This is a genomic window from Streptomyces kryoterrae, assembly GCF_054072135.1.
In genome coordinates this window covers 1,940,631-1,960,127 of record NZ_CM133358.1, presented here as the reverse complement: position 1 = coordinate 1,960,127, position 19,497 = coordinate 1,940,631, and the positions used below count along the sequence as shown (strand labels likewise).

At 70.1% G+C, this 19,497-nt stretch carries 20 protein-coding genes; 7 read left to right on the top strand and 13 right to left on the bottom strand.

The window, feature by feature from the left end; genetic code table 11:
- Positions 1-67: 67 nt before the first annotated feature.
- Positions 68-1,054: a DMT family transporter gene (locus ACW4TU_RS08130; RefSeq protein ID WP_457426099.1), complete on the bottom strand. Its 987-nt coding sequence runs from the start codon at positions 1,052-1,054 to the stop codon at positions 68-70.
- 94 nt (positions 1,055-1,148) lie between these two features.
- Here ACW4TU_RS08130 and ACW4TU_RS08125 point away from each other — a divergent pair, with 94 nt between their 5' ends.
- The gene (locus ACW4TU_RS08125) at positions 1,149-2,051 is read left to right on the top strand and encodes a LysR family transcriptional regulator (RefSeq protein WP_457426097.1); all 903 of its coding nucleotides are present in this window, start codon (positions 1,149-1,151) and stop codon (positions 2,049-2,051) included.
- 113 nt (positions 2,052-2,164) lie between these two features.
- On the opposite strand, the gene ACW4TU_RS08120 is transcribed toward ACW4TU_RS08125, so the two are convergent.
- The gene (locus ACW4TU_RS08120) at positions 2,165-3,031 is read right to left on the bottom strand and encodes a phosphotransferase enzyme family protein (protein ID WP_457426095.1); all 867 of its coding nucleotides are present in this window, start codon (positions 3,029-3,031) and stop codon (positions 2,165-2,167) included.
- A gap of 214 nt (positions 3,032-3,245) precedes the next feature.
- On the opposite strand from ACW4TU_RS08120, the gene ACW4TU_RS08115 reads away from it, so the two are divergent.
- The 3 genes from ACW4TU_RS08115 to ACW4TU_RS08105 are packed head-to-tail and all read left to right on the top strand — an operon-like array spanning position 3,246 to position 6,297.
- A complete protein-coding gene (locus ACW4TU_RS08115) occupies positions 3,246-4,184 on the top strand; it encodes a carbohydrate ABC transporter permease (protein WP_457426093.1) in 939 nt (312 codons plus the stop codon).
- The gene (locus ACW4TU_RS08110) at positions 4,181-5,014 is read left to right on the top strand and encodes a carbohydrate ABC transporter permease (RefSeq protein ID WP_457426091.1); all 834 of its coding nucleotides are present in this window, start codon (positions 4,181-4,183) and stop codon (positions 5,012-5,014) included. Before ACW4TU_RS08115 ends, ACW4TU_RS08110 begins: the two co-directional genes overlap by 4 nt.
- A complete protein-coding gene (locus ACW4TU_RS08105; RefSeq protein WP_457426089.1) occupies positions 5,014-6,297 on the top strand; it encodes an ABC transporter substrate-binding protein in 1,284 nt (427 codons plus the stop codon). The genes ACW4TU_RS08110 and ACW4TU_RS08105 overlap by 1 nt, the downstream gene beginning before the upstream one ends.
- Positions 6,298-6,449: 152 nt before the next feature.
- On the opposite strand, the gene ACW4TU_RS08100 is transcribed toward ACW4TU_RS08105, so the two are convergent.
- Complete coding sequence (locus ACW4TU_RS08100; RefSeq protein ID WP_457426087.1) at positions 6,450-8,720, bottom strand: MMPL family transporter; 2,271 nt, start codon at positions 8,718-8,720, stop codon at positions 6,450-6,452.
- A 237-nt stretch (positions 8,721-8,957) separates the two neighbouring features.
- On the opposite strand from ACW4TU_RS08100, the gene ACW4TU_RS08095 reads away from it, so the two are divergent.
- The gene (locus ACW4TU_RS08095; protein WP_457426085.1) at positions 8,958-9,539 is read left to right on the top strand and encodes a DUF1697 domain-containing protein; all 582 of its coding nucleotides are present in this window, start codon (positions 8,958-8,960) and stop codon (positions 9,537-9,539) included.
- A 5-nt stretch (positions 9,540-9,544) separates the two neighbouring features.
- On the top strand, positions 9,545-9,949 hold the full coding sequence (locus ACW4TU_RS08090) for a nuclear transport factor 2 family protein (protein WP_457426083.1): 405 nt from the start codon (positions 9,545-9,547) through the stop codon (positions 9,947-9,949).
- Positions 9,950-9,964: 15 nt separating this feature from the next.
- Here the strand turns inward: ACW4TU_RS08090 and ACW4TU_RS08085 are convergent, their stop codons facing one another.
- The gene (locus ACW4TU_RS08085; protein WP_457426081.1) at positions 9,965-10,801 is read right to left on the bottom strand and encodes an aldo/keto reductase; all 837 of its coding nucleotides are present in this window, start codon (positions 10,799-10,801) and stop codon (positions 9,965-9,967) included.
- Between the two features lie 49 nt (positions 10,802-10,850).
- Between ACW4TU_RS08085 and ACW4TU_RS08080 the strand changes: the two genes are divergently transcribed.
- Positions 10,851-11,873, top strand: coding sequence for a ketopantoate reductase family protein (locus tag ACW4TU_RS08080; RefSeq protein ID WP_457426079.1), 1,023 nt, complete (start codon positions 10,851-10,853; stop codon positions 11,871-11,873).
- Between the two features lie 21 nt (positions 11,874-11,894).
- Here the strand turns inward: ACW4TU_RS08080 and ACW4TU_RS08075 are convergent, their stop codons facing one another.
- From ACW4TU_RS08075 to ACW4TU_RS08035, 9 genes are all read right to left on the bottom strand, one after another.
- Positions 11,895-12,656, bottom strand: coding sequence for a sirohydrochlorin chelatase (locus ACW4TU_RS08075; RefSeq protein ID WP_457426077.1), 762 nt, complete (start codon positions 12,654-12,656; stop codon positions 11,895-11,897).
- 5 nt (positions 12,657-12,661) lie between these two features.
- On the bottom strand, positions 12,662-13,582 hold the full coding sequence (locus ACW4TU_RS08070) for an ABC transporter permease (protein WP_457426075.1): 921 nt from the start codon (positions 13,580-13,582) through the stop codon (positions 12,662-12,664).
- The gene (locus ACW4TU_RS08065; RefSeq protein ID WP_457426073.1) at positions 13,569-14,354 is read right to left on the bottom strand and encodes an ABC transporter ATP-binding protein; all 786 of its coding nucleotides are present in this window, start codon (positions 14,352-14,354) and stop codon (positions 13,569-13,571) included. The genes ACW4TU_RS08070 and ACW4TU_RS08065 overlap by 14 nt, the downstream gene beginning before the upstream one ends.
- A 34-nt stretch (positions 14,355-14,388) precedes the next feature.
- Positions 14,389-15,501, bottom strand: a complete 1,113-nt coding sequence (locus tag ACW4TU_RS08060) for an ABC transporter substrate-binding protein (protein WP_457426071.1) — start codon at positions 15,499-15,501, stop codon at positions 14,389-14,391.
- A 226-nt stretch (positions 15,502-15,727) separates the two neighbouring features.
- Positions 15,728-17,065, bottom strand: coding sequence for a sulfate adenylyltransferase subunit 1 (locus ACW4TU_RS08055; RefSeq protein ID WP_457426069.1), 1,338 nt, complete (start codon positions 17,063-17,065; stop codon positions 15,728-15,730).
- Between the two features lie 2 nt (positions 17,066-17,067).
- Positions 17,068-18,009 (bottom strand): sulfate adenylyltransferase subunit CysD, encoded by a 942-nt coding sequence (gene cysD, locus ACW4TU_RS08050; protein ID WP_457426067.1) that lies wholly within the window; start codon positions 18,007-18,009, stop codon positions 17,068-17,070.
- Complete coding sequence (gene cysC / locus ACW4TU_RS08045) at positions 18,006-18,587, bottom strand: adenylyl-sulfate kinase (RefSeq protein WP_457426065.1); 582 nt, start codon at positions 18,585-18,587, stop codon at positions 18,006-18,008. Before cysC ends, cysD begins: the two co-directional genes overlap by 4 nt.
- Positions 18,587-19,297 carry a phosphoadenylyl-sulfate reductase gene (locus ACW4TU_RS08040; RefSeq protein ID WP_457426063.1) on the bottom strand — a complete coding sequence of 237 codons (711 nt, stop codon included), beginning with the start codon at positions 19,295-19,297 and terminating at the stop codon, positions 18,587-18,589. The genes cysC and ACW4TU_RS08040 overlap by 1 nt, the downstream gene beginning before the upstream one ends.
- Complete coding sequence (locus ACW4TU_RS08035; RefSeq protein ID WP_457426061.1) at positions 19,294-19,473, bottom strand: hypothetical protein; 180 nt, start codon at positions 19,471-19,473, stop codon at positions 19,294-19,296. Before ACW4TU_RS08035 ends, ACW4TU_RS08040 begins: the two co-directional genes overlap by 4 nt.
- Positions 19,474-19,497 lie beyond the last annotated feature (24 nt).

The window sequence follows — 19,497 nt, the reverse complement described above, 5'->3', positions numbered from 1 at the left end:
CGGGGCCGGTCGGCATTTCCAGCCCGTCTGGGGGTCCCCCTCTGGGGGAGTTTGAGGACGAGCGCGTTCAGCGCGATGGGGGGTCTGGGGGCGCAGCACCCAGGGACAGGATGGGACGGGTAGGGGCGGCGCGGGCGAGATGCCTGGCCTGTGTCGCGCGGTGGGCGCGTTCCACCGACTGGCCCCAGTACGTGCCCGTGACCATCAGCGTCGCCCCCAACGCCGTGAGCGGCGTCAGATGCTCGCCGCCCAGGGCGATCCCGATCGCGGCGGCCCAGATCGGCTCCGTCCCCAGCAGCAGGCTGGCCCGGCTCGCCGATGTCCGCTGCACGGCCCACGTCTGGGCGAGGAACGCGAACACGCTGCAGAACAGGGCGAGATAGAGCAACTGCGTCCACGTCCCGGAGTCGGCGCGGACGAGCGCCGGCAGGTCGGGAGCGGCGACCGGCAGGAACAGGGCCGTGCCGATCACGGTCTGGAGCGTCGTGAGGTGGAGCGGACGGACCGGCCGGCCCGAGGTCAGGCGTCCGACCAGGGCCACATGGACCGCCCGTATCAGCGCAGCGCCCAGCATCAGCAGGTCGCCGAGGCGCGGTGCGTGGAAACCGTTGCCGGACATGAGCAGGCCGACGGCCAGGACACAGACGCCGGCGGCGGCGTAGAAGGCCGGGGGCAGCCCGCCGGGGTGTCCGGCGCGGTCGAGGAGAGGGGTGAGCACGATGGTCAGGCTGATGATCAGGCCCGCGTTGGCGGCGGTGGTGTGGGCGACCCCGTACGTCTCCACGACGAGGACGGCGGCCTGGGTGATCCCGAGCGGCAGCCCGGCCCGCACCTCTTCCCGGGTCCACAGGCGAAAGCCGCTGCTCTGCTCCCGTTCCTTCCTCCGCCCAACGGCGACCAGGCCGAGACAGGCGAGCGCGGAGAGGGCGTACCGCGCGAAAAGGACCACGAGAACGGGCAGGGCGGAGGTGGCCGTCTGGGCGGACAGATAACTGGAACCCCAGACGAGCGCGACCAGGAGGAGTACCGCGTCGGTACGGCGGGAGTCGGACACGCGACTACGGTGCACCGGCAGGAACCCTGAAGGCCAGGGCCAACTTCTTAAACGATCTTTTAGTTTCCCTACACTGTCCATCTACACTGGCCCCATGGACGAACGTCAGCTGCGGATCCTGCGCGAACTCGGTGAGCTGGGCAGCGTCACCGCGGTCGCCGACGCTCTCCTCGTCACGCCCTCGGCGATCTCCCAGCAACTGCGGCTGCTCCAGCGCGCCATCCCGGTCCCGCTCACCGAACGACAGGGGCGACGGCTGGTGCTGACCGACGCCGGTCAGGCGCTGGCGGGCGCGGCGACCGAGGTGGAGTCGGCGCTGGCGCGGGCCCGGCACACCGTCGAGGAGTTCCTGGACCGGCCGGACGGTGAGGTGTCCGTGGCGGCTTTCCACAGCGCGGGCGCCGCGTTCTTCCCGCTGCTGCTGCGGGCCCTCGCCGGACCGGACGGGCCGGTGCTCGCGCTGGCCGACGAGGACGTGACGCAGGACGACTTCCCGCCGTTGACCAGGGAGTACGACCTTGTCCTCGCCCACCGACTGGACCACGCCCGACCCTGGCCGCGCACGGTGGCGGCGACCCCGCTGCTGCGCGAACCCCTCGACGTGGCCATGCCCGCCGACCATCCGCTGGCCGCCAAGCGACGACTGACCCCCGGCGATGTGGCCGACCAGCCCTGGATCGCCGTACACGACGGGTTCCCGGTCATGGCGACGATCGAGGCCATCGCCACCGCGGCGGGCCGTCGGCTCCATCTCGCCCACCGCATCAACGAGTTCGCGGTGGCGGCGGAGGCGGTGGCCGCCGGGGGAGGCCTCGCGCTGATGCCCCGCTGGACCTCCCGCCCCCACCCCGCCCTCGTTCTCAGGCCCCTGACCGGCATCCAGGCCAGACGCCGCATCGACGCCCTGCACCGCCCGGAACGAACGGCCCGCAGGGCGGTCCGAACGGTACTGACGGAACTGCGGCGAGCGGCACAGACAATCAGGGCCGAGGAGTAGAGCTCCCGGCAGCGGCGCGAGGCTGTGACACATGCGGCTCCGCCGCGCGGGCGCGACCAGCCACTGACGACCCGCACCCGCCGGACAACAGCAAGCCGAAAACCGCTAGGCGCTCAGAACGGATACCACCGCACAGTCGAATCCCCCTCCCGCAATGACTTCACCCGCCGCGAGAACTCCGCCAACGCCTTCGGATTGACAGGCGCATGCTGCGCCACCCACGCACAACTGGCCGTCTCCCGCGCCCCGCGCAGCACCCCACACCCCTCCCACTCCCGCACGTCCCACCCGTACGCCTCCGTGAACGCGTCGTAGGACTCGGCGGGCAGGGCGTACCGGTCGTGGGAGAGAGCCATGACCACCAGGTCGTGTTCACGCAGGTCGGCGGAGAAGGTCTCCAGGTCGACGAGGACCGGCCCGTCGGGGCCGATATGGACGTTGCGGGGAAGCGCGTCGCCGTGGATCGGGCCGGGCGCCAGCCGCGGGGTGAGCGCGGCGGCGGCCGTGGCGAAACCGTCGCGGCGCTCGCGCAGATAGGCAGCGTCCGCCGGGTCGATCGCGTCGCCCGCGAGCCGCAGCCAGCGTTCGACGCCGCCCAGGAGCTCGCGGGGCGGCAGGTCGAAGGAGCGGGGAAGGGGCAGAGCGTGCACGATCCGTAGGAGTTCGGCCAAATCCCGGGACCCGGCGGGGCGTACGGGATCGGGCAGCCGGTGCCACACCGTCACCGGGTGGCCCTCGACGAGGTGCGCCTTCGGGTCGGCCGCGCGTACCGCCGGGACGTCTGCGCCGGCGAGCCAGAGCGCGATGTCCAGTTCCCGCCGCGCACGGTCGAGGAGTTCGGCGTCGCGGCCCACCTTGACGACCAGGTCACCGGCGGCGAACACCGCGTTCTCGCCCAGTGCGAGGAGCCGTGCGTCCGGCGCCGCGCCGGTCAGTACGCCCGCCGTGGCCAGTACGTCCCGGGCCTGTGCCTCGTCCATCGTCCGCCTTCCGCGCAGTCACTCGTACACAACTGAGTCCGGTTGTGCACGGCTGTGTATGCCCATGTACATCCGCGAACGACGTCGGGTTCACGCCATCCGCCGGTCAGTGTCGCATTCGCGCTGGTGGAGGCGTGTGCGCGGTGCCTTGACGGGTGAGATGGGCTTCACGACCATGACGGGGCCACCTCGGGCGACCAAAGGAGCCGATCACGTGACATGGGTGACCGGGGCGAGGCGGCAGGCCGAGCGCGCGACCCGCGCCGGACCGGGCGGCAGCCGGATCACCGGCCATGGCGCCTGGTTCCTCGTCCTGCCCGCGCTGATCCCGATCCTCGTCCTGAGCGTGGGACCGCTGCTCTACGGGATCCTGCTGGCGTTCACCGACGCCCAGTCCGGCCGGACCGCGTCCACGCGGTGGATCGGCACGCTCAACTTCCAGGACCTGCTGCACGACACGCTGTTCTGGGAGTCGTTCCGGATCGGGCTGGTCTGGGCGGTCGGGGTGACCGTGCCGCAGTTCCTGCTGGCCCTCGGCCTCGCCCTCCTCCTCAACCAGGAGTTACGACTGCGCTGGCTGGCCCGCGCCCTCGCGATCATCCCGTGGGCGATGCCCGAGGTCGTCGTCGGCATCATGTGGCGGCTCGTCTACAACGCGGACGCCGGTGTCCTCAACGAGACGCTGCGCGACCTGGGCCTGGGTGACGGACGCGACTGGCTCAGCGGCCTTACGACCGCGCTGCCCGCCGTCGTCGTCGTCGGTGTCTGGGCGGGGATGCCGCAGACGACGGTCGCCCTGCTCGCCGGGCTGCAGAACACACCGCGTGAACTGCACGAGGCGGCGGCCATGGATGGCGCCGGCGCCTGGCGCCGCTTCCGGACGGTCACCTGGCCCGCCCTGCGGCCGGTCGCGCTCGCCATCACCGCCCTCAACCTCATCTGGAACTTCAACTCCTTCGCCCTGGTCTACGTCCTGACGAACGGCGGCCCCGGCGGCCGTACCCGACTGCCCATGCTCTTCGCCTACGAAGAGGCCTTCCGCTACGGCCAGTTCGGCTACGCGGCGGCGATGGGCTGTGTGATGGTCGCGCTGATCTCCGTCCTTCTCGCCCTGTTTCTCGTCGGCCGGCTGAGGGGAGGTGACGAGAGTTGAGGACGAGCACGAGCGCCCGCGTCGGCCAGTACGCGGCCCTCCTCGCCTACCTCGCCTTTCTGGCCCTCCCGTTCCTCTGGCTCCTGTCCACCGCGTTCAAGTCCCCGCGCGAACTGGGCAGTCTGCACCCCAGCTGGATCCCGGAGCACCCCACCCTCGACAACTTCCGTCAGGCCTTCGACGAACAGCCGCTGCTGCACGCCGCGTTGAACTCCCTGCTTGCCGCTGCCTCGGCCGCCGTGGTCGCCGTACTGCTCGCGACACCGATGGCGTACGTCATGGCCAGGCACCGCACCCTGCTCGGCCGGGCGGCGACCGGGTGGGTGGTGGTCAGCCAGGCGTTCCCGTTCGTGCTGGTGATCATCCCGCTGTTCCTGGTGCTGAAGAACCTGCGGCTGATCGACTCCGTCTTCGGGCTGGTGATGGTGTACGTGGTGTGGTCGCTGCCGTTCGCGCTGTGGATGCTTGTCGGGTATGTACGGGCCGTGCCCGCCGAGTTGGAGGAGGCGGCGGCCGTCGACGGCGCCGGACGCCTGCGCACCCTGGTCTCCGTCACCGCGCCGTTGCTCGCGCCGGGGATCGTGGCGACGGCACTGTTCGCGTTCATCACCGCCTGGAACGAGTTCTTCTTCGCCCTGGTGCTCCTCAAGACGCCGGAGAAACAGACCCTGCCGGTCGTTCTCACGCACTTCATCGGCGCGGAGGGTGTGGCTGACCTCGGTCCGCTGGCCGCCGCCGCGTTCCTGGCGACGCTGCCCTCGCTCGTCGTGTTCGCGCTCATCCAACGCCGTATCACGGGCGGTATGACGGCCGGGGCGGTGAAGGGCTGATGCGCACGCGACGGCTCATCACCCTCGTCCTCATGCTGCTTCTCGCCGGATGCACCGGCGGCGGGGACACCGGCGCGGACGGCGGCAGGATCACCCTCCGCTTCCAGTCCCTCGCCTGGCAGGACGAGTCCGTCGCCGCCAACAAGGCGCTGGTGAAGGAGTGGAACGCGACTCATCCGGACGTCAAGGTCGAGTACGTACAGGGAAGTTGGGACAGCATTCATGACCAGCTGCTCACCTCCTTCGAGGGCGGTGAGGCCCCAGACATCATCCATGACGCCTCGGACGACCTCGCGGACTTCGCGTACGGCGGCTACCTCGCCGACCTGAGCGAGTTGCTGCCCGAACGGCTCAAGTCCGACATCCCGCAGCGCAGTTGGGAGACGACGACCTTCGGGGACGGCGTCTACGGCGTGCCGTTCCTCCAGGAGCCGAGGGTGCTGATCGCCAACGCGACATGGCTGAAGGGGGCTGGTGTGCGCATCCCGACCCCCGAACAGCCATGGAGCTGGCCGGAGTTCAGGCAGATCACCCGACAGCTCAGCGGCGACGGCAAGTACGGCGTGGCCTGGCCGCTCAAGGAGCCCGTCTCCGCCACCCTCAACCTGTCGCTGTCGGCGGGCGGGCAGCTGTTCCACCGGGGTGCGGACGGCAAGGTGACCGTCCGGTTCGCAGCGCCCGAGCAGGTGGTCCCCCGTACGATCCACGACCAGGTCAACTCCGATGACAGCGCGTCGGGTTCGACGCTGGGCAGCGGCGGCTCCGACACCCTGCCCGGGTTCTTCGGCGGCCGGTACGCGATGGTCCCGCTCGGCTTCTCCTACCGCCAGCAGATCGCGCAGCAGGCGCCGAAGGGCTTCGAGTGGCAGGTGCTGCCCGCACCGGCGGGCGCCGACGGACTGACCCAGGGCGTCAGCCCGCAGACCCTCTCCATCGCCGAGGACAGCCGGCACCAGCGGGAGGCTGCCGAGTTCATCGACTTCATGCTGCGCCCCGAGAACATGGTCCGACTCGCCCTCGGCGACTGGATGCTCCCCACGGGCACCCAGGCCCTGAAGTCCCCTTCCCTGCGGACCCGGAAGGACGGCTGGGCCACGGGCACCGCCCTCGCCACCCACCTCCGCTCGGCCCCCGCCCAGTCCGTGCGCGGCTACCCGGAGTGGAAGGACAAGGTCGCGACACCCGCCTTCCAGGAGTACTACAGCGGGGCGATCGACCTCGCCGAACTGCGAAAACGCCTGGAGGACGACGGAAACCTGGTGCTGGCCCGCTATCAGCGCTGAGACCCGGCCCCGATCGGGTCGCGCGCCCGAGAAGTCGGGTCGCGCCAGGCAGGGAGGATGAACGAGAAGAGGGCCCGTTGGCTCCCCGGTGACCAACGGGCCCTCAGATCAAGGGACTTGCCCAGTGTGCGAAGGGTGGGCGGGAGGAGCGCTCAGACTCCTACCCGCTTGCCCTCCACGGCCGGCGGCGGAGGCGGCGACACGGGCTCCGGGGCCTCGTCGTGCGTCAGGTCCGGCAGCCGGTTCAGCCACTTCGGGAAGTACCAGTTGCGCTCGCCGAGCAGGGCCATCACCGCGGGCAGCAGCACGCCCCGGATGATCGTCGCGTCGATGAGCACCGCGGCCGCGAGGCCCACGCCCATCTGCTTCATGGACTGCATCGACAGCGTCCCGAAGATGGCGAACACGGCGACCATGATGACGGCGGCACTGGTGACGACCCCGGCCGTGGTGACCACCCCGTGCTGGATCGCGTCCTTCGTCGTACGGCCCCGCATGTGTGCCTCGCGGATACGGGAGACGACGAACACGTGGTAGTCCATCGACAGGCCGAACAGGATCACGAACAGGAACAGCGGCAGCCAGGTGATGATGGCGCCCACGCCCTCGGCGCCCACCAGCGAGGCGCCCCAGCCGTGCTGGAAGACGGCGACCAGGATGCCGTAAGCCGCCCCGACCGAGAGCAGGTTGAGCACGATCGAGGTGATCGCGATCGTCAGGGAGCGGAACGACAGGAGCATCAGCAGGAAGGCGAACACGACCACGAAGGCGAAGACCGGGGCGACCGCGCCGGCCAGCTGGTCGTTGAAGTCCTTCGAGCCCGCGACCTGCCCGGTGATCGGTGCCTGGAGGCCGTCGACCTTGCCGAGGGTGGCCGGGCGTACCTCGTCGCGCAGCTTGTCCAGGCTCTCGCCCGCCTTGTCCAGGTCGGAGCCGCCGACCAGCGGGACGTACACGAAGGCGATGTTCTCGGCGTCGTGCAGCTTGATGTCCACCGGGCCGCCCGAGGCACCCGAACTGACCGCCAGTTCACGGAAGTCGGCGAGCGCGGACTTCACGTCGGCCGCGTTGATGTCCTTCGCCTTGACGATCACCTCGGCGGGATCGGAGCCGCCGGGGAACGCGTCGTTGACGCGGTTGTAGGTACCGACGATCGGCAGTGAGTCGCCGAACTCCTGGTCCAGGGTGAGGTTCTGGGTCTTCATGCCGAGCGCGGGCGCGGCCACGGCGAGCAGCGCGCCGGCAGCGACCACCAGTGAGATGGCCGGCCTGGCGAGGACGACCTTCAGCACGGCCGTCCAGAAGCGGCTCTCCCCGTTGCTCTTCCCGTTCTTCCCGTTCTTGCGCCGCTTGTCCGGGTGCAGGAACGGAATCCGGCCCCACTCGACGCGCTCGGCGAGCAGCGACAGCAGCGCCGGAAGGACCGTCACCGAACCGACCATCGCGACCGCCACGACCATCAGCGAGGCCAGTCCCATCGCCTCGAAGGTGGCGAGCCCGGTGAACAGCATGCCCGCCATCGCCACGCACACCGTGACACCGGAGACGATGATCGCGCGGCCACTGGTCGCCGCGGCGATCTGGAGCGCGGCCTCGGGACTGCGGCCCGCCGCCCGCTCCTCGCGCTCCCGGCGCAGATAGAACAGGCAGTAGTCGACGCCGACGGCGAGACCGACGAGCAGCATCACGGAACTGGCGGTGTCGTCCATCGGCTGGAGGTGGCTGACGATGCCCATCAGGCCCATCGTCGCGATGATCGCGGTGACCGCCAGTGCCACCGGCAGCAGCGCCGCGACCAGCGCGCCGAACGCGATCAGCAGAATGCCGAGGGCCACCGGCACGGCGGACAGCTCGGCCTTCTTGAAGTCGTCCCCGAAGGCGTCGTCGAACGTCTTGTTCATACTGGCGCCGCCGATCTCCTCGATCCGCAGCTCCGAGTGGTCCTTCTGGACGGCCGCGACGGCCTTCAGCACCGGCTCGACCCGGTCGCCCGCCGTCTCGGCGTCGCCCCGCATGTCGAACTGGACGAGTGCGCTGCGCCCGTTCTTCGAGAGGGTGTCCGTGTCGTACGGCGACTGGATGTCCGTGACCTTGCCGGTCCGGTCGACCGCCTTCATGACGTCGGCGACCGCGGCCCGGAACGCCGCGTCCGTGGCCTTGGCGCTCGCGCCCTTGGCCTGGATGAGGACGGTCTCGCTCGCGGGTTCGTCGATCCCGGCATCCTCGATGATCTTGGCGGCCATGTGGGTCTCGCCCCCCAGCTGGTCGCTCTCCTTGACCTCGACGCTACCGGCGGCCGAACCCAGGCCCATCGCCAGGACGACGAACAGCACCCAGATCCCGACGGCCGCCCAGCGATGCCGGGCGCTCCAGCCACCTGCCCGGGCGGCTATGCCCCGGACCCGCGTATTTCCGTTCCCCATGACCGGCTTGCCCCCTCGTATGAGGTGACAGCCCCCTGCCATCACCTTTCATTTCGAAGGTATGGGCTGGGTAAGAGCATCTCCTCGTGCTTGCCGGTGAGCTGCGGTCGGCCGGAGTCCTCCCGTCGGACACCGGTGTCTCCCCACTGGGTAGGACACAGGCCCCCTACATCTAAAAGGCGATCTCGGGGTGATTCATCAGGGGAGACTGTCAGCGGGCCGCCTTAAGGTGAGCGGATGACGACAGGTGAGCAGGCGACGACGACCTACGCGGCGCTGTTGCGCGGCATCAACGTGGGCGGCAACAAGAAGATCCCGATGGCCGAGCTGCGCACGCTGCTGGAGGGCCTCGGGTACGACGCCGTGGGGACCTACCTCCAGAGCGGCAACGCGGTGTTCGCCGCCGGTCACGGGGACGAGGAGTCCCTCGCCGGGGAGATCGCGAAGGTCATCGAGCAGCACTTCGGATTCACCGTCGACGTGATCGTGCGCGACCACGCCCACCTGCGGGCGATCAGGGACAACTGCCCATTTCCCGCAGCAGAGTTGGAGGCAAAGCAACTCCACGTCACCTACTTCTCCGTCCCCGTCGACGCGACCCGCTTCGCGGACATCGACCAGGCCGCCCACCTCCCCGAGGAGTTCCGGCTCGGCGACCGCGCGCTGTACCTGTACGCACCCGACGGACTCGGCCGCTCCAAACTCGCCGAGATGCTCGCCAAGCCCCGGTTCCTGAAGGGCCTGATCGCGACCACCCGCAACTGGAACACCGTCGTCAAGCTGGTGGAGCTGACCGAGGACGAGACCCCGGGGAAGTGAGACCGATGCCCGACCACGACCTCGACCGTGACCGGGAGCGCGACCCCGCCGTGGAGGCCGCCATCGAGGCCGAGCTGCGGCTGCTCGACCCGGAGGTCCGCGGCTCACTCGAGCTGACCGGCGCGCTGCTTGACCCCGGGTTCCACGAGTTCGGCGCCTCGGGCCGGCACTGGGACCGGGCGTCGATCATCGCGTCCCTCGCCGCGACCACCGAACCGGGCGCCCGCCCCTTCGCCGTCTCGCACATGAAGGGCGTACGACTCGCGCCCGACGTGGTCCACCTCACCTTCGACACCGAGAGCAACGGCCGCCGCGCCCACCGGAGTTCACTGTGGCGCCGGAACACCGAGGGAGACGGCTGGCTGCTGTACTTCCACCAGGCGACCCCGTTCGGCGACACCGGTCAGTGACGCAGGGCCACTGACCTACCGGCTGTCCAGGCGCGCCAGTTCGTCCCCGGACAGCCGTACGGCCGCGGCGTCCAGGTTCTCCGCCAGGTGTACGAGGGAGCCGGTGCCCGGGGTCGGGCAGAGCACCGGGGAGCGGTGCAGCAGCCACGCCAGCGCGACCTGGGCCGGGGTCGCTCCGTGCGCGGCGGCGATCTCCGCGCACACCGGGTCGGCCGCCAACTCGCCGTTGCCCAGCGGAAACCACGGCAGGAACGCGATGCCGTGCGCCTCGCACAGCTTGAGCAGCGGCTCGGAGGAGCGGTCGAGGAGGTGATAGCGGTTCTGGACGGACGCGATCGACGTCAACTCCCGGGCCGCGCCCAGCTCTTCGACCGTCACCGAGTCGAGGCCTACGTGCCGGATCTTGCCCTCCGCGCGCAACTCGTCGAGGATGCCGAGCTGTTCGGCCATCGGGACGCGCGGGTCGAGCCGGTGCAGCTGGTACAGGTCGATCGTGTCGAGGCGCAGCCGCCGCAGACTCGCCTCGCACATCGCGCGCAGCCGCTCCGGCCGGCCGTCGATGTGCCAGGCGTCGGGGCCGGTCCGCACGACACCGCCCTTGGTCGCGACCAACACCCCGGCCGGGTAAGGGTGCAGGGCCTCGGCGACGACTTCCTCGGCGATCGACGGGCCGTAGTTGTCGGCGGTGTCGATCAGCGTCACACCCCGGTCGACGGCCCGGCGCAGTACGGCCACCGCGTCGCCAGGGGCGCCACGCGGGCCCCAGTAGCCGGGGCCGGTCAGCTGGGCCGTGCCGTAACCGAGGCGACGGACCGGAATCCCGCCGCCGATGGTGAAACTTTCCGAAGCCATGCGACGGACGCTACCTGTGCTGTGCACGCACCATGGCAGGCTGGCCGCTATGCGCTACGTCATCATCGGAGCAGGGGCGGTCGGCGGTGCCATCGGCGGGCGGCTGGCCGGGGCGGGCCACGAGGTGGTCCTCGTCGCCCGGGGGGCGCAGTACGAGGCGCTGCGCGCGCACGGGCTGCGGCTGGTGACGCCGGGCGGGACGCACACGTACCGTCTGCCGACCGTCGACGGACCCGCCGGACTGGGGGAACTGCGCGCCGACGACGTGCTCGTCCTCGCCGTCAAGACGCAGGACAGCGAAGCCGCCCTGGCGGCCTGGGGGCCGGTGCCCGTCGAGGGTGGCGGTACGGCGGCCGAGCGGTTGCCGTTGCTGTGCGCGCAGAACGGCGTGGAGAGCCAGCGTCTCGCGCTGCGCCGCTTCCGGCGGGTGTACGGCGTCTGCGTCTGGCTCCCCGCGGCCTACGAGGAACCCGGAATCGTCTCCGCCCCGGGCGCCCCCCTCACCGGCATCCTCTTCCTCGGCCGCCACCCGCACGGCACCGACGACATCGTCCGCCGGATCGGCGCCGACCTGGAGAAGGCGGAGTTCGAGGCCCCGGTCGTGGCGGACGTGGCACGCTGGCAGTACGCCAAGCTGCTCACCAACCTGGGCAACGCGCTGGAGGCGGTCGCCGGGTCCGTCGACAGCGACGAGAGCCTGACGTTCTCCGGGCGGGTCCGCGCCGAAGGCGCGGCCGTGCTCGACGCGGCAGGGATCCCGTACGCGAGCGTCGCGGAGCAGAAGGAGCGGCGCGGAACGAAGATCACGCTGGTGCCGATGAACGGGGTCACGAGGGGCGGCGGCTCCTCCTGGCAGTCCCTGAGCCGGGGCACCGGCACCATCGAGGCCGACTACCTCAACGGCGAGATCGCCCTGCTGGGCCGCCTGCACGGCGTACCGACGCCGCTCAACGCCCTGCTCCAACGGCTCGCGAACGACTTCGCGCGAGAGCACAGGGAGCCGGGTTCGATGCCGGTCGCGGAGCTGGTGCGGCTGGCGGACGAGGCGACGGAGGCCGGCCGGGCGTTCTAGGTCCGGCGAACCGGGACACCCCTACGCGCTCACCGCGATCCGCCCCGCCGACGGCACCCGTACCGCCGCCTCCGTGTACCGCCTCAGCAGCAGCCGTGCCACCTCGGGCGCCGGTCCCAGGACGTCCGCGAGGATGTCGGCCCGGGCCGCGCCCCGCGCGATACGGTCCGGGAGGAAGCCGGGGGCCAGGACGTACGGCGCGACGGCGACGCGCTCGCAGCCCAGTTCCCGCAGCTCCCGTACCGCGTCCTCGGTGCGGGGAAGGGATGCGGAGGCGAACGCAGGCCGCACGGCGCACCAACCGGTGTGCCGCCACTCCCGCGCGATGTCGGCGATCACTGCGATCGCCTCCGGGTCGGTGGACCCCGCCGAGGCCAGCACCACTCCGGTCGAGGACCTGTCGGCGGACGTCAACCCCGCCTCGTACAGGCGCCGTTCGAGCGCCGAGAGGAGCAGCGGTGACGGGCCCAGCACCTCCGTCTGGCGGATCCGCAGCCCGCGAGGCGCGTCCCGCAGTACCGCCGGGATGTCAGCCTTCGCGTGGAAGGCACGGGTCAGGAGCAGTGGGAGGGCGACCACGTCCCGTACGCCCTCCGCCGCCAGGGACTTCAACACCCCTTGTACGGACGGGATGTTGAAGTCCAGGAAGCCGGTCTCCACCCGCAGCCCCGGCCGCAGCGACCGTACGCGCCGCACGAGGGCGTGCACGGTCGCCGCGTGCCGCGCATCGCGGCTGCCGTGGGCGATCACCACGAGGACGGGGCGGGCCGGCTGCTGGTGCACGGTGCTCAGCTCGCCACCAGGAGGCCGCGGCTGCGGAGCACCCGTCGTTCCAGCGGGCTGAAGATGAGCAGGTCGACGGCGATACCGACGAAGAGGATCAGGAAGATCGCCTCGAAGATCATCGGCATGGAGCTGGCGTTGCGGCCGTTCTCCAGCAGCGCGCCCAGACCGATGCCCAGGTCGGGGGAGGAGGCGATGATCTCCGCCGCCATCAACGAGCGCCAGGAGAACGCCCAGCCCTGCTTCAGACCGGCCAGATAGCCCGGCAGCGAGGCGGGCAGGACGATGTGCCAGGCACCCTTCCAACCGGTCGCGCCCATCGTGCGGCCCGCCCGCAGGAACAGCGGCGGCACCTGGTCGATGCCGGAGACCAGACCGTTGGCGATGGACGGGACCGCGCCGAGCAGGATCACCGCGTACATCATCGAGTTGTTCAGGCCCAGCCACAGGACCGCCGGCGGCACCCACGCCACCGACGGCAGCGACTGGAGGCCCGACAGGACCGGTCCGATCGCCGCTCGGATGAACTTCACCCGGGCCACGACCAGACCCAGCGGGGTGCCGATCGCCAGCGCCAGCAGGAAGCCGAGCAGACCGCGCTCGACACTGGTCCAGATGTAGCCGAGAAGTTTGCCCTCCAGCCAGGCGTCCTTGAACTCGACCGCCACATCGCCGGGTGAGGGCAGCTTGGTCGGGTCGCTGACGACGTTGAAGGTGATCAGTGCCTGCCAGATCAGCAGCACCACGCCGGTCGCGACGAGCGGCGGGAGGATCTTGGTGCGGAAGGTCACCGAGAAGGGCGTGCGCGTGGTGGCCACGTTCTCCAGGGCGTCCAGACCGGCCTCCAGGCCGCCGATCCGCTGGTTGCCGTCGGCTCGCTCCTGGCGCGTGTCCGGCAGGCCGGACTTCGTGTCACTGCTGGCCATGACGGCGGATCTCCCCACGCAGTTGTTCGGTGATCTCGATGGACAGTTCGGCCACGGGAGCGTCCTCGATGCGGCGCGGCTGCGGGATGTTTACCGTCCACTCGTGCGCCACCCGGCCCGGCCGGGACGACAGCAGAACGACGCGCTGTGCGAGCCGCACCGCCTCCCGCACGTTGTGCGTGACGAACAGGACGGAGACGCCCGTCTCCGCCCAGATCCGGGTCAGCTCGTCGTGCAGGACGTCACGCGTGATCGCGTCGAGCGCCGCGAACGGCTCGTCCATCAACAGCAGTCGGCTCTCCTGGGCCAGCGCCCGGGCCAGCGCGACCCGCTGGCGCATTCCGCCGGACAGCTCGTGCACCCGCTTGTCGTACGAACCCTGGAGCCGGACGAGCGCGAGCAGCTCGTCGGCGCGTCCGCGCCGCTCGTTCTTCGGAACTCCCCCCAGTTTCAGGGCGAGTTCGATGTTCCGGCCCGCGGTCAGCCACGGGAAGAGGGCGTGCTCCTGGAACATCAGGGACGGTCGCCCGTCGGTCTTGATACTGCCCGCGCTCGGGTCGTCGAGACCCGCGACGAGGTTGAGCAGGGTGGACTTGCCGCAGCCCGAGGCCCCCAGGAGGGTGACGAACTCACCCGGTGCGACATCGAGCGTGATGTCGTCGAGGACGAGCTGCTGCCCGGCGGGCCCGGCGAAGGACTTCGATACGTGCTCGATTCGGGCGGCGTACTCGACTGACTCGGCCCGTTCGGCCTTGGCGATCGCGGTGGCCATGGTCGTCACCTCCTGGGAACTCTCGGGATGGGGACTACTGGACGCCGAGACCGGCGTCGTCGACCGGGCTCTCGCCCTCGGCCTTCAGGACGTTGTTGAGGGGGGTGAGGTCGTAGATGCCCTTCAGCAGCGGGTCCTCGAGCAGACCGGCCTTGACCGCGTGCTCAGCCTCGGAGTTGAGGGTGGAGGCCAGCGGGTCGTTGGTGAACTGGATGGACTTCCACGCCGGGTCGATGACCTCGGGCTTCAGCGCCTTGCCGGAGTCGATCGCGAGCTGGGCGTTGGCCGCGGCCTTGGCCGCGTCGGAGTTGGCGTTGATCCACTTGTTGGTGTCGACCGAGGCCTTCAGAACCGCCTCGACGGCCTTCGGGTGAGCCTTGAGGAACTTCTGCGACACGATGATGTTCGTGATCACGAACTTCTTGTCCGGCCACAGGTCCGCCTCGTCGATCAGCACCTTCGCGCCCTCGGCGACCAGCTTGGACGCGGTCGGCTCAGGGACCCAGGCGCCGTCGATGGAACCCGACTTGTAGGCGTCCGGGGTGACCTTGTTGTCGGTGCGGACGACCGACACGTCGCCCTTGCCGCTCTCCGCGTCGACCTTCCAGCCCTGGTCGGCGATCCAGTTGAGGAACGCCACGTCCTGGGTGTTGCCCAGCTGCGGGGTGGCGATCTTCTTGCCCTTGACGTCCTTGACGGACTTGATCTTGTCCGGGTTGACGACGAGCTTCACACCGCCGGACGCCGAACCGCCGATGATGCGCAGGTTGGTGCCCTTGGACTTGGTGTAGCCGTTGATCGACGGGGAGGGGCCGATCCAGCCGATGTCGATCGAGCCGGAGTTGAGGGCCTCGATCTCGGAAGGACCGGCGTTGAAGACCTGGTACTTCGCCTCGGTGGCGCCCAGCGCCTTCTGGAAGTAGCCCTTGTTCACACCGACCAGCGCGGTGCCGTGGGTCAGGTTGCCGAAGTAGCCGATCTTGACGGAGTCGAGCCCGTCGATCTTCTGGGCGCCGGCGGCGACCTTCGCCTTGGAGCTGTCGTCCTTCGAGTCCGACCCGTAACCGCAGGCGGCGAGCGTCAGGAGGGGGAGTGCGGTCGCCACGGCGAGGCCGCGGCGGAGGAGTGCTGAGCGGTTGGCAGGCACGGGAGGGGTTCCTCTCGTTGGCCCGGCGGTCACGCCCTCAGGTCGTGGCCGGGAGGTCGGCAGGTCTTCGTCGTCGGGACGTCCGGTGGGGGGACAGGGCGCGCAGGCAGTGCGCGTACGTCAGCACGCACATCGCGCGACCCCGCCCTGCCCGCTGCCGAGGGCGCCGCTGCCGACGCGGCCGCCCTCCTTCGCGAACGTGGAGTAGAAATCGGTGGAGTTCATGTCAGAAGTCCCAACCGTCGTCGTCGGCCTCGTTCTTGACGGGCTCGGGCGACGCGAACGACTCGCCGACCATGCCCGCGGTGAGCGTGGTGCCGTCGTTCGGGTCGATCAGGATGAACGAGCCGGTGCGCCGAGAGTCGGCGTACGAGTCGACGGGCAGCGGCTCGGCGGTACGGATCTTCACGCGGCCGATGTCGTTGGCGACGAGCTGTCCCGGATGCGGGTGCAGGGACAGGTCGTCGAGCGTGAGACGGGACGGGATGTCCTTGACGATCGCCTTGACCGTACGGGTGCCGTGCTTGAGGAGCACCCGGTGACCGACCGTCAGCGGCGCGTCGGCGACATGGCACACCGTCGCCTCGACGTCCTGTGTGGTCGGCGGCGCGTCCTTGCTGGGCACGATCAGGTCGCCGCGCGAGATGTCGATGTCGTCCTCCAGCAGGACGGTCACCGACTGCGTGGTGTAGGCGATGTCGACCGGTACGCCGAGCAGGTCGATACCGGAGATCCTCGACGCGTGGCCGGACGGCAGGACCGTGACGGACTCGCCGACGCGGAAGGAACCGGAGGCGATCTGGCCCGCGTAACCCCGGTAGTCGGGGTGTTCGGCGGTCTGCGGCCGGATCACGTACTGCACGGGAAGGCGGGCGTGGCAGTGGCTCAGGTCGTGGGCGACCGGGACCGTCTCCAGGTGCTCCAGGAAGGTCGGCCCGCCGTACCAGTCCATGTTCGCGGACGGGTCCACCACGTTGTCGCCGGCCAGCGCCGAGATCGGGATCGCGGTGATCTCCGGGACGCCCAGCTCCAGCGCGTACGCCGTGAACTCCTCGGCGATCGCGGCGAACACGGACTCCTGGTAGTCGACGAGGTCCATCTTGTTGACCGCGAGGACCACGTGCGGGACGCGGAGCAGCGCCGCGAGGGCGGCGTGCCGGCGGGTCTGCTCGACGACGCCGTTGCGGGCGTCGATCAGGATCACCGTCAGCTCGGCCGTGGAGGCACCCGTCACCATGTTGCGGGTGTACTGCACGTGGCCGGGCGTGTCGGCGAGGATGAACCGGCGCCTGGGCGTGGCGAAGTAGCGGTACGCCACGTCGATCGTGATGCCCTGCTCGCGCTCGGCGCGCAGCCCGTCCGTCAGCAGCGCGAGGTCCGGGGTGTCCTGGCCGCGGCTCGCCGACGCGCGCTCGACGGCCTCCAGCTGGTCGGTGAGGATCGACTTGGAGTCGTGCAGGAGCCGGCCCACGAGGGTGGACTTGCCGTCGTCGACGGACCCGGCTGTGGCGAACCGCAGGAGCGTGGTCTCGTACAGTTCCGTGAGTTGCGTGGTCGTGTTCATGGCTAGAAGTACCCCTCGCGCTTACGGTCTTCCATCGCGGCCTCGGACATCTTGTCGTCGGCGCGGGTGGCGCCCCGCTCGGTCAGCCGGGAGGCGGCGATCTCGGCGATGACGTCGTCCAGCGTCACCGCGTCCGAGTCGACGGCGCCCGTGCAGGACATGTCGCCCACCGTGCGGTAGCGGACCTGCCGCTTCTCGACGGTCTCGTCGGATTTGGGCCCGCCCCACTCGCCGGCGGTCAGCCACATCCCGGCCCGCTGGAACACCTCACGCTCGTGCGCGAAGTAGATGTCCGGCAGCTCGATGCCCTCGCGGGCGATGTACTGCCACACGTCCAGCTCGGTCCAGTTGGAGAGCGGGAACACGCGGACGTGCTCGCCGGGCGCGTGCCGCCCGTTGTAGAGGTTCCACAGCTCGGGGCGCTGGCGGCGCGGGTCCCACTGCGAGAACTCGTCCCGCAGCGAGAACACCCGTTCCTTGGCCCGGGCCTTCTCCTCGTCGCGACGGCCGCCGCCGAACACCGCGTCGAACTTCTCGGCCTGGATCTTCTCCGTCAGCGGCAGCGTCTGGAGCGGGTTGCGGGTCCCGTCCGACCGCTCCTTCAGCACCCCGCTGTCGATGTAGTCCTGCACGGAGGCGACATGCAGCCGCAGCCCATGAGCCGCCACCGCCCGGTCGCGGTACTCCAGTACCTCGGGGAAGTTGTGCCCGGTGTCGACGTGCAGCAGCGAGAACGGGATCGAGGCCGGGGCGAACGCCTTCAGCGCCACATGCAGCATGACGATGGAGTCCTTGCCGCCGGAGAAAAGGATCACCGGCCGCTCGAACTCACCCGCCACCTCACGGAAGATGTGCACGGCCTCTGACTCGAGGGCGTCCAGGTGGGAGAGGGTGTACGGGGCGTCGGTGGCGCCCCCGTGCACCTTGGTAACGGGCGTCGTCATGCCAGTCCCCTCTCGGCGAGCAGCGCGTGGACGGCCGCCGCGGACTCCTGGACGGTCTGGTCCTGCGACTCGATCCGCAGATCCGGCGTCTCGGGCTCCTCGTACGGGTCGTCGACCCCGGTGAGCCCGGTCAGCTCGCCCGCTGCCTGCTTGGCGTACAGACCCTTCACATCGCGTACGGAGCACACCTCGACCGGGGTCGCCACATGCACCTCGACATACGCGGCACCGCTCTCCTGGTGGCGCTTGCGCACCGCCTCGCGGCTGTCCGCGTACGGCGCGATCACCGGGACCAGCGTCTTGACGCCGTTACGGGCGAGCAGTTCGGCGAGGAAGCCGATGCGCTGCACGTTCGTGTGCCGGTCCTCGCGGCTGAAGCCGAGGCCCGCCGAGATGAACTCGCGGATCTCGTCGCCGTCCAGCACCTCGACGAGGTGGCCCTCCTCGCGCAGCCGGCCGGCCAGTTCGTACGCGATGGTGGTCTTGCCGGCGCTCGGCAGACCCGTGAGCCATACGGTGGCTCCGGTCGTCACTGGTATCTCCTGGTCCTCGGGGGTCGCGGTCTCGGTCCGGTTCATCAGCCGTGCAGCCCGCACTCGGTCTTGCCGCGGCCCGCCCAGCGGCCGGCGCGCGCGTCCTCGCCCTCCAGCACCCGGCGGGTGCAGGGCGCGCAGCCGACGGACGCGTAGCCGTCCATCAGCAACGGGTTGGTGAGTACGCCGTGTTCGGTGACGTACGCGTCCACGTCGTCCTGTGTCCAGCGGGCGATCGGGGAGACCTTGACCTTCTGCCGCTTCTCGTCCCAGCCGACGACCGGGGTGTTCGCCCGGGTCGGGGACTCGTCGCGGCGCAGTCCGGTCGCCCAGGCCGCGTACTCCTTGAGACCCCGCTCCAGGGGCTCGACCTTGCGGAGCTTGCAGCACAGGTCGGGGTCGCGGTCGTGCAGCTTCGGCCCGTATTCGGCGTCCTGTTCGGCGACCGTCTGGACCGGGGTCAGGGTGAGGACGCGGACGTCCATCACGGCCTCGACCGCGTCGCGGGTGCCGATGGTCTCGGGGAAGTGGTAGCCGGTGTCGAGGAACACGACGTCCACACCGGGCATGGCACGGGAGGCGAGGTGGGCGACCACCGCGTCCTCCATGGAGGAGGTCACGCAGAACTTCCTACCAAAGGTGGCTGTGGCCCACGTGAGGATCTCCAGTGCGGAGGCGTCCTCCAGGTCACGTCCCGCCTGCTCGGCGAGCGCCTTCAAGTCGTCGGTCGTACGGTCTTTCTGAACCGTCGTCATATCTCGTCCCCTCCGGTTTCCCGGTGCTGAAATCCGCGAGCAAGCAGCCCGAGGAACTTCAACTGGAAGGCTCGGTTGCAGGCTCCGCATTCCCAGGCGCCGTGGCCCTGGTCGTTCGGGCGCAGGTCCTCGTCGCCGCAGTAGGGGCAGTGGAAGGGGGCGGCACGCTCACTCATGGCCCCTCCTTTCGCTGCCGTTCG

Bases quoted from the DNA above. Each gene is read 5' to 3' on its own strand.
- ACW4TU_RS08125 (WP_457426097.1), top strand. From the start codon at position 1,149: ATGGACGAACGTCAGCTGCGGATCCTGCGCGAACTCGGTGAGCTGGGC.
- ACW4TU_RS08120 (WP_457426095.1), bottom strand. From the start codon at position 3,031: ATGGACGAGGCACAGGCCCGGGACGTACTGGCCACGGCGGGCGTACTG.
- ACW4TU_RS08105 (WP_457426089.1), top strand. From the start codon at position 5,014: ATGCGCACGCGACGGCTCATCACCCTCGTCCTCATGCTGCTTCTCGCC.
- ACW4TU_RS08100 (WP_457426087.1), bottom strand. From the start codon at position 8,720: ATGGGGAACGGAAATACGCGGGTCCGGGGCATAGCCGCCCGGGCAGGT.
- ACW4TU_RS08095 (WP_457426085.1), top strand. From the start codon at position 8,958: ATGACGACAGGTGAGCAGGCGACGACGACCTACGCGGCGCTGTTGCGC.
- ACW4TU_RS08090 (WP_457426083.1), top strand. From the start codon at position 9,545: ATGCCCGACCACGACCTCGACCGTGACCGGGAGCGCGACCCCGCCGTG.
- ACW4TU_RS08085 (WP_457426081.1), bottom strand. From the start codon at position 10,801: ATGGCTTCGGAAAGTTTCACCATCGGCGGCGGGATTCCGGTCCGTCGC.
- ACW4TU_RS08080 (WP_457426079.1), top strand. From the start codon at position 10,851: ATGCGCTACGTCATCATCGGAGCAGGGGCGGTCGGCGGTGCCATCGGC.
- ACW4TU_RS08070 (WP_457426075.1), bottom strand. From the start codon at position 13,582: ATGGCCAGCAGTGACACGAAGTCCGGCCTGCCGGACACGCGCCAGGAG.
- ACW4TU_RS08065 (WP_457426073.1), bottom strand. From the start codon at position 14,354: ATGGCCACCGCGATCGCCAAGGCCGAACGGGCCGAGTCAGTCGAGTAC.
- ACW4TU_RS08055 (WP_457426069.1), bottom strand. From the start codon at position 17,065: ATGAACACGACCACGCAACTCACGGAACTGTACGAGACCACGCTCCTG.
- cysD (WP_457426067.1), bottom strand. From the start codon at position 18,009: ATGACGACGCCCGTTACCAAGGTGCACGGGGGCGCCACCGACGCCCCG.
- cysC (WP_457426065.1), bottom strand. From the start codon at position 18,587: ATGAACCGGACCGAGACCGCGACCCCCGAGGACCAGGAGATACCAGTG.
- ACW4TU_RS08040 (WP_457426063.1), bottom strand. From the start codon at position 19,297: ATGACGACGGTTCAGAAAGACCGTACGACCGACGACTTGAAGGCGCTC.
- ACW4TU_RS08035 (WP_457426061.1), bottom strand. From the start codon at position 19,473: ATGAGTGAGCGTGCCGCCCCCTTCCACTGCCCCTACTGCGGCGACGAG.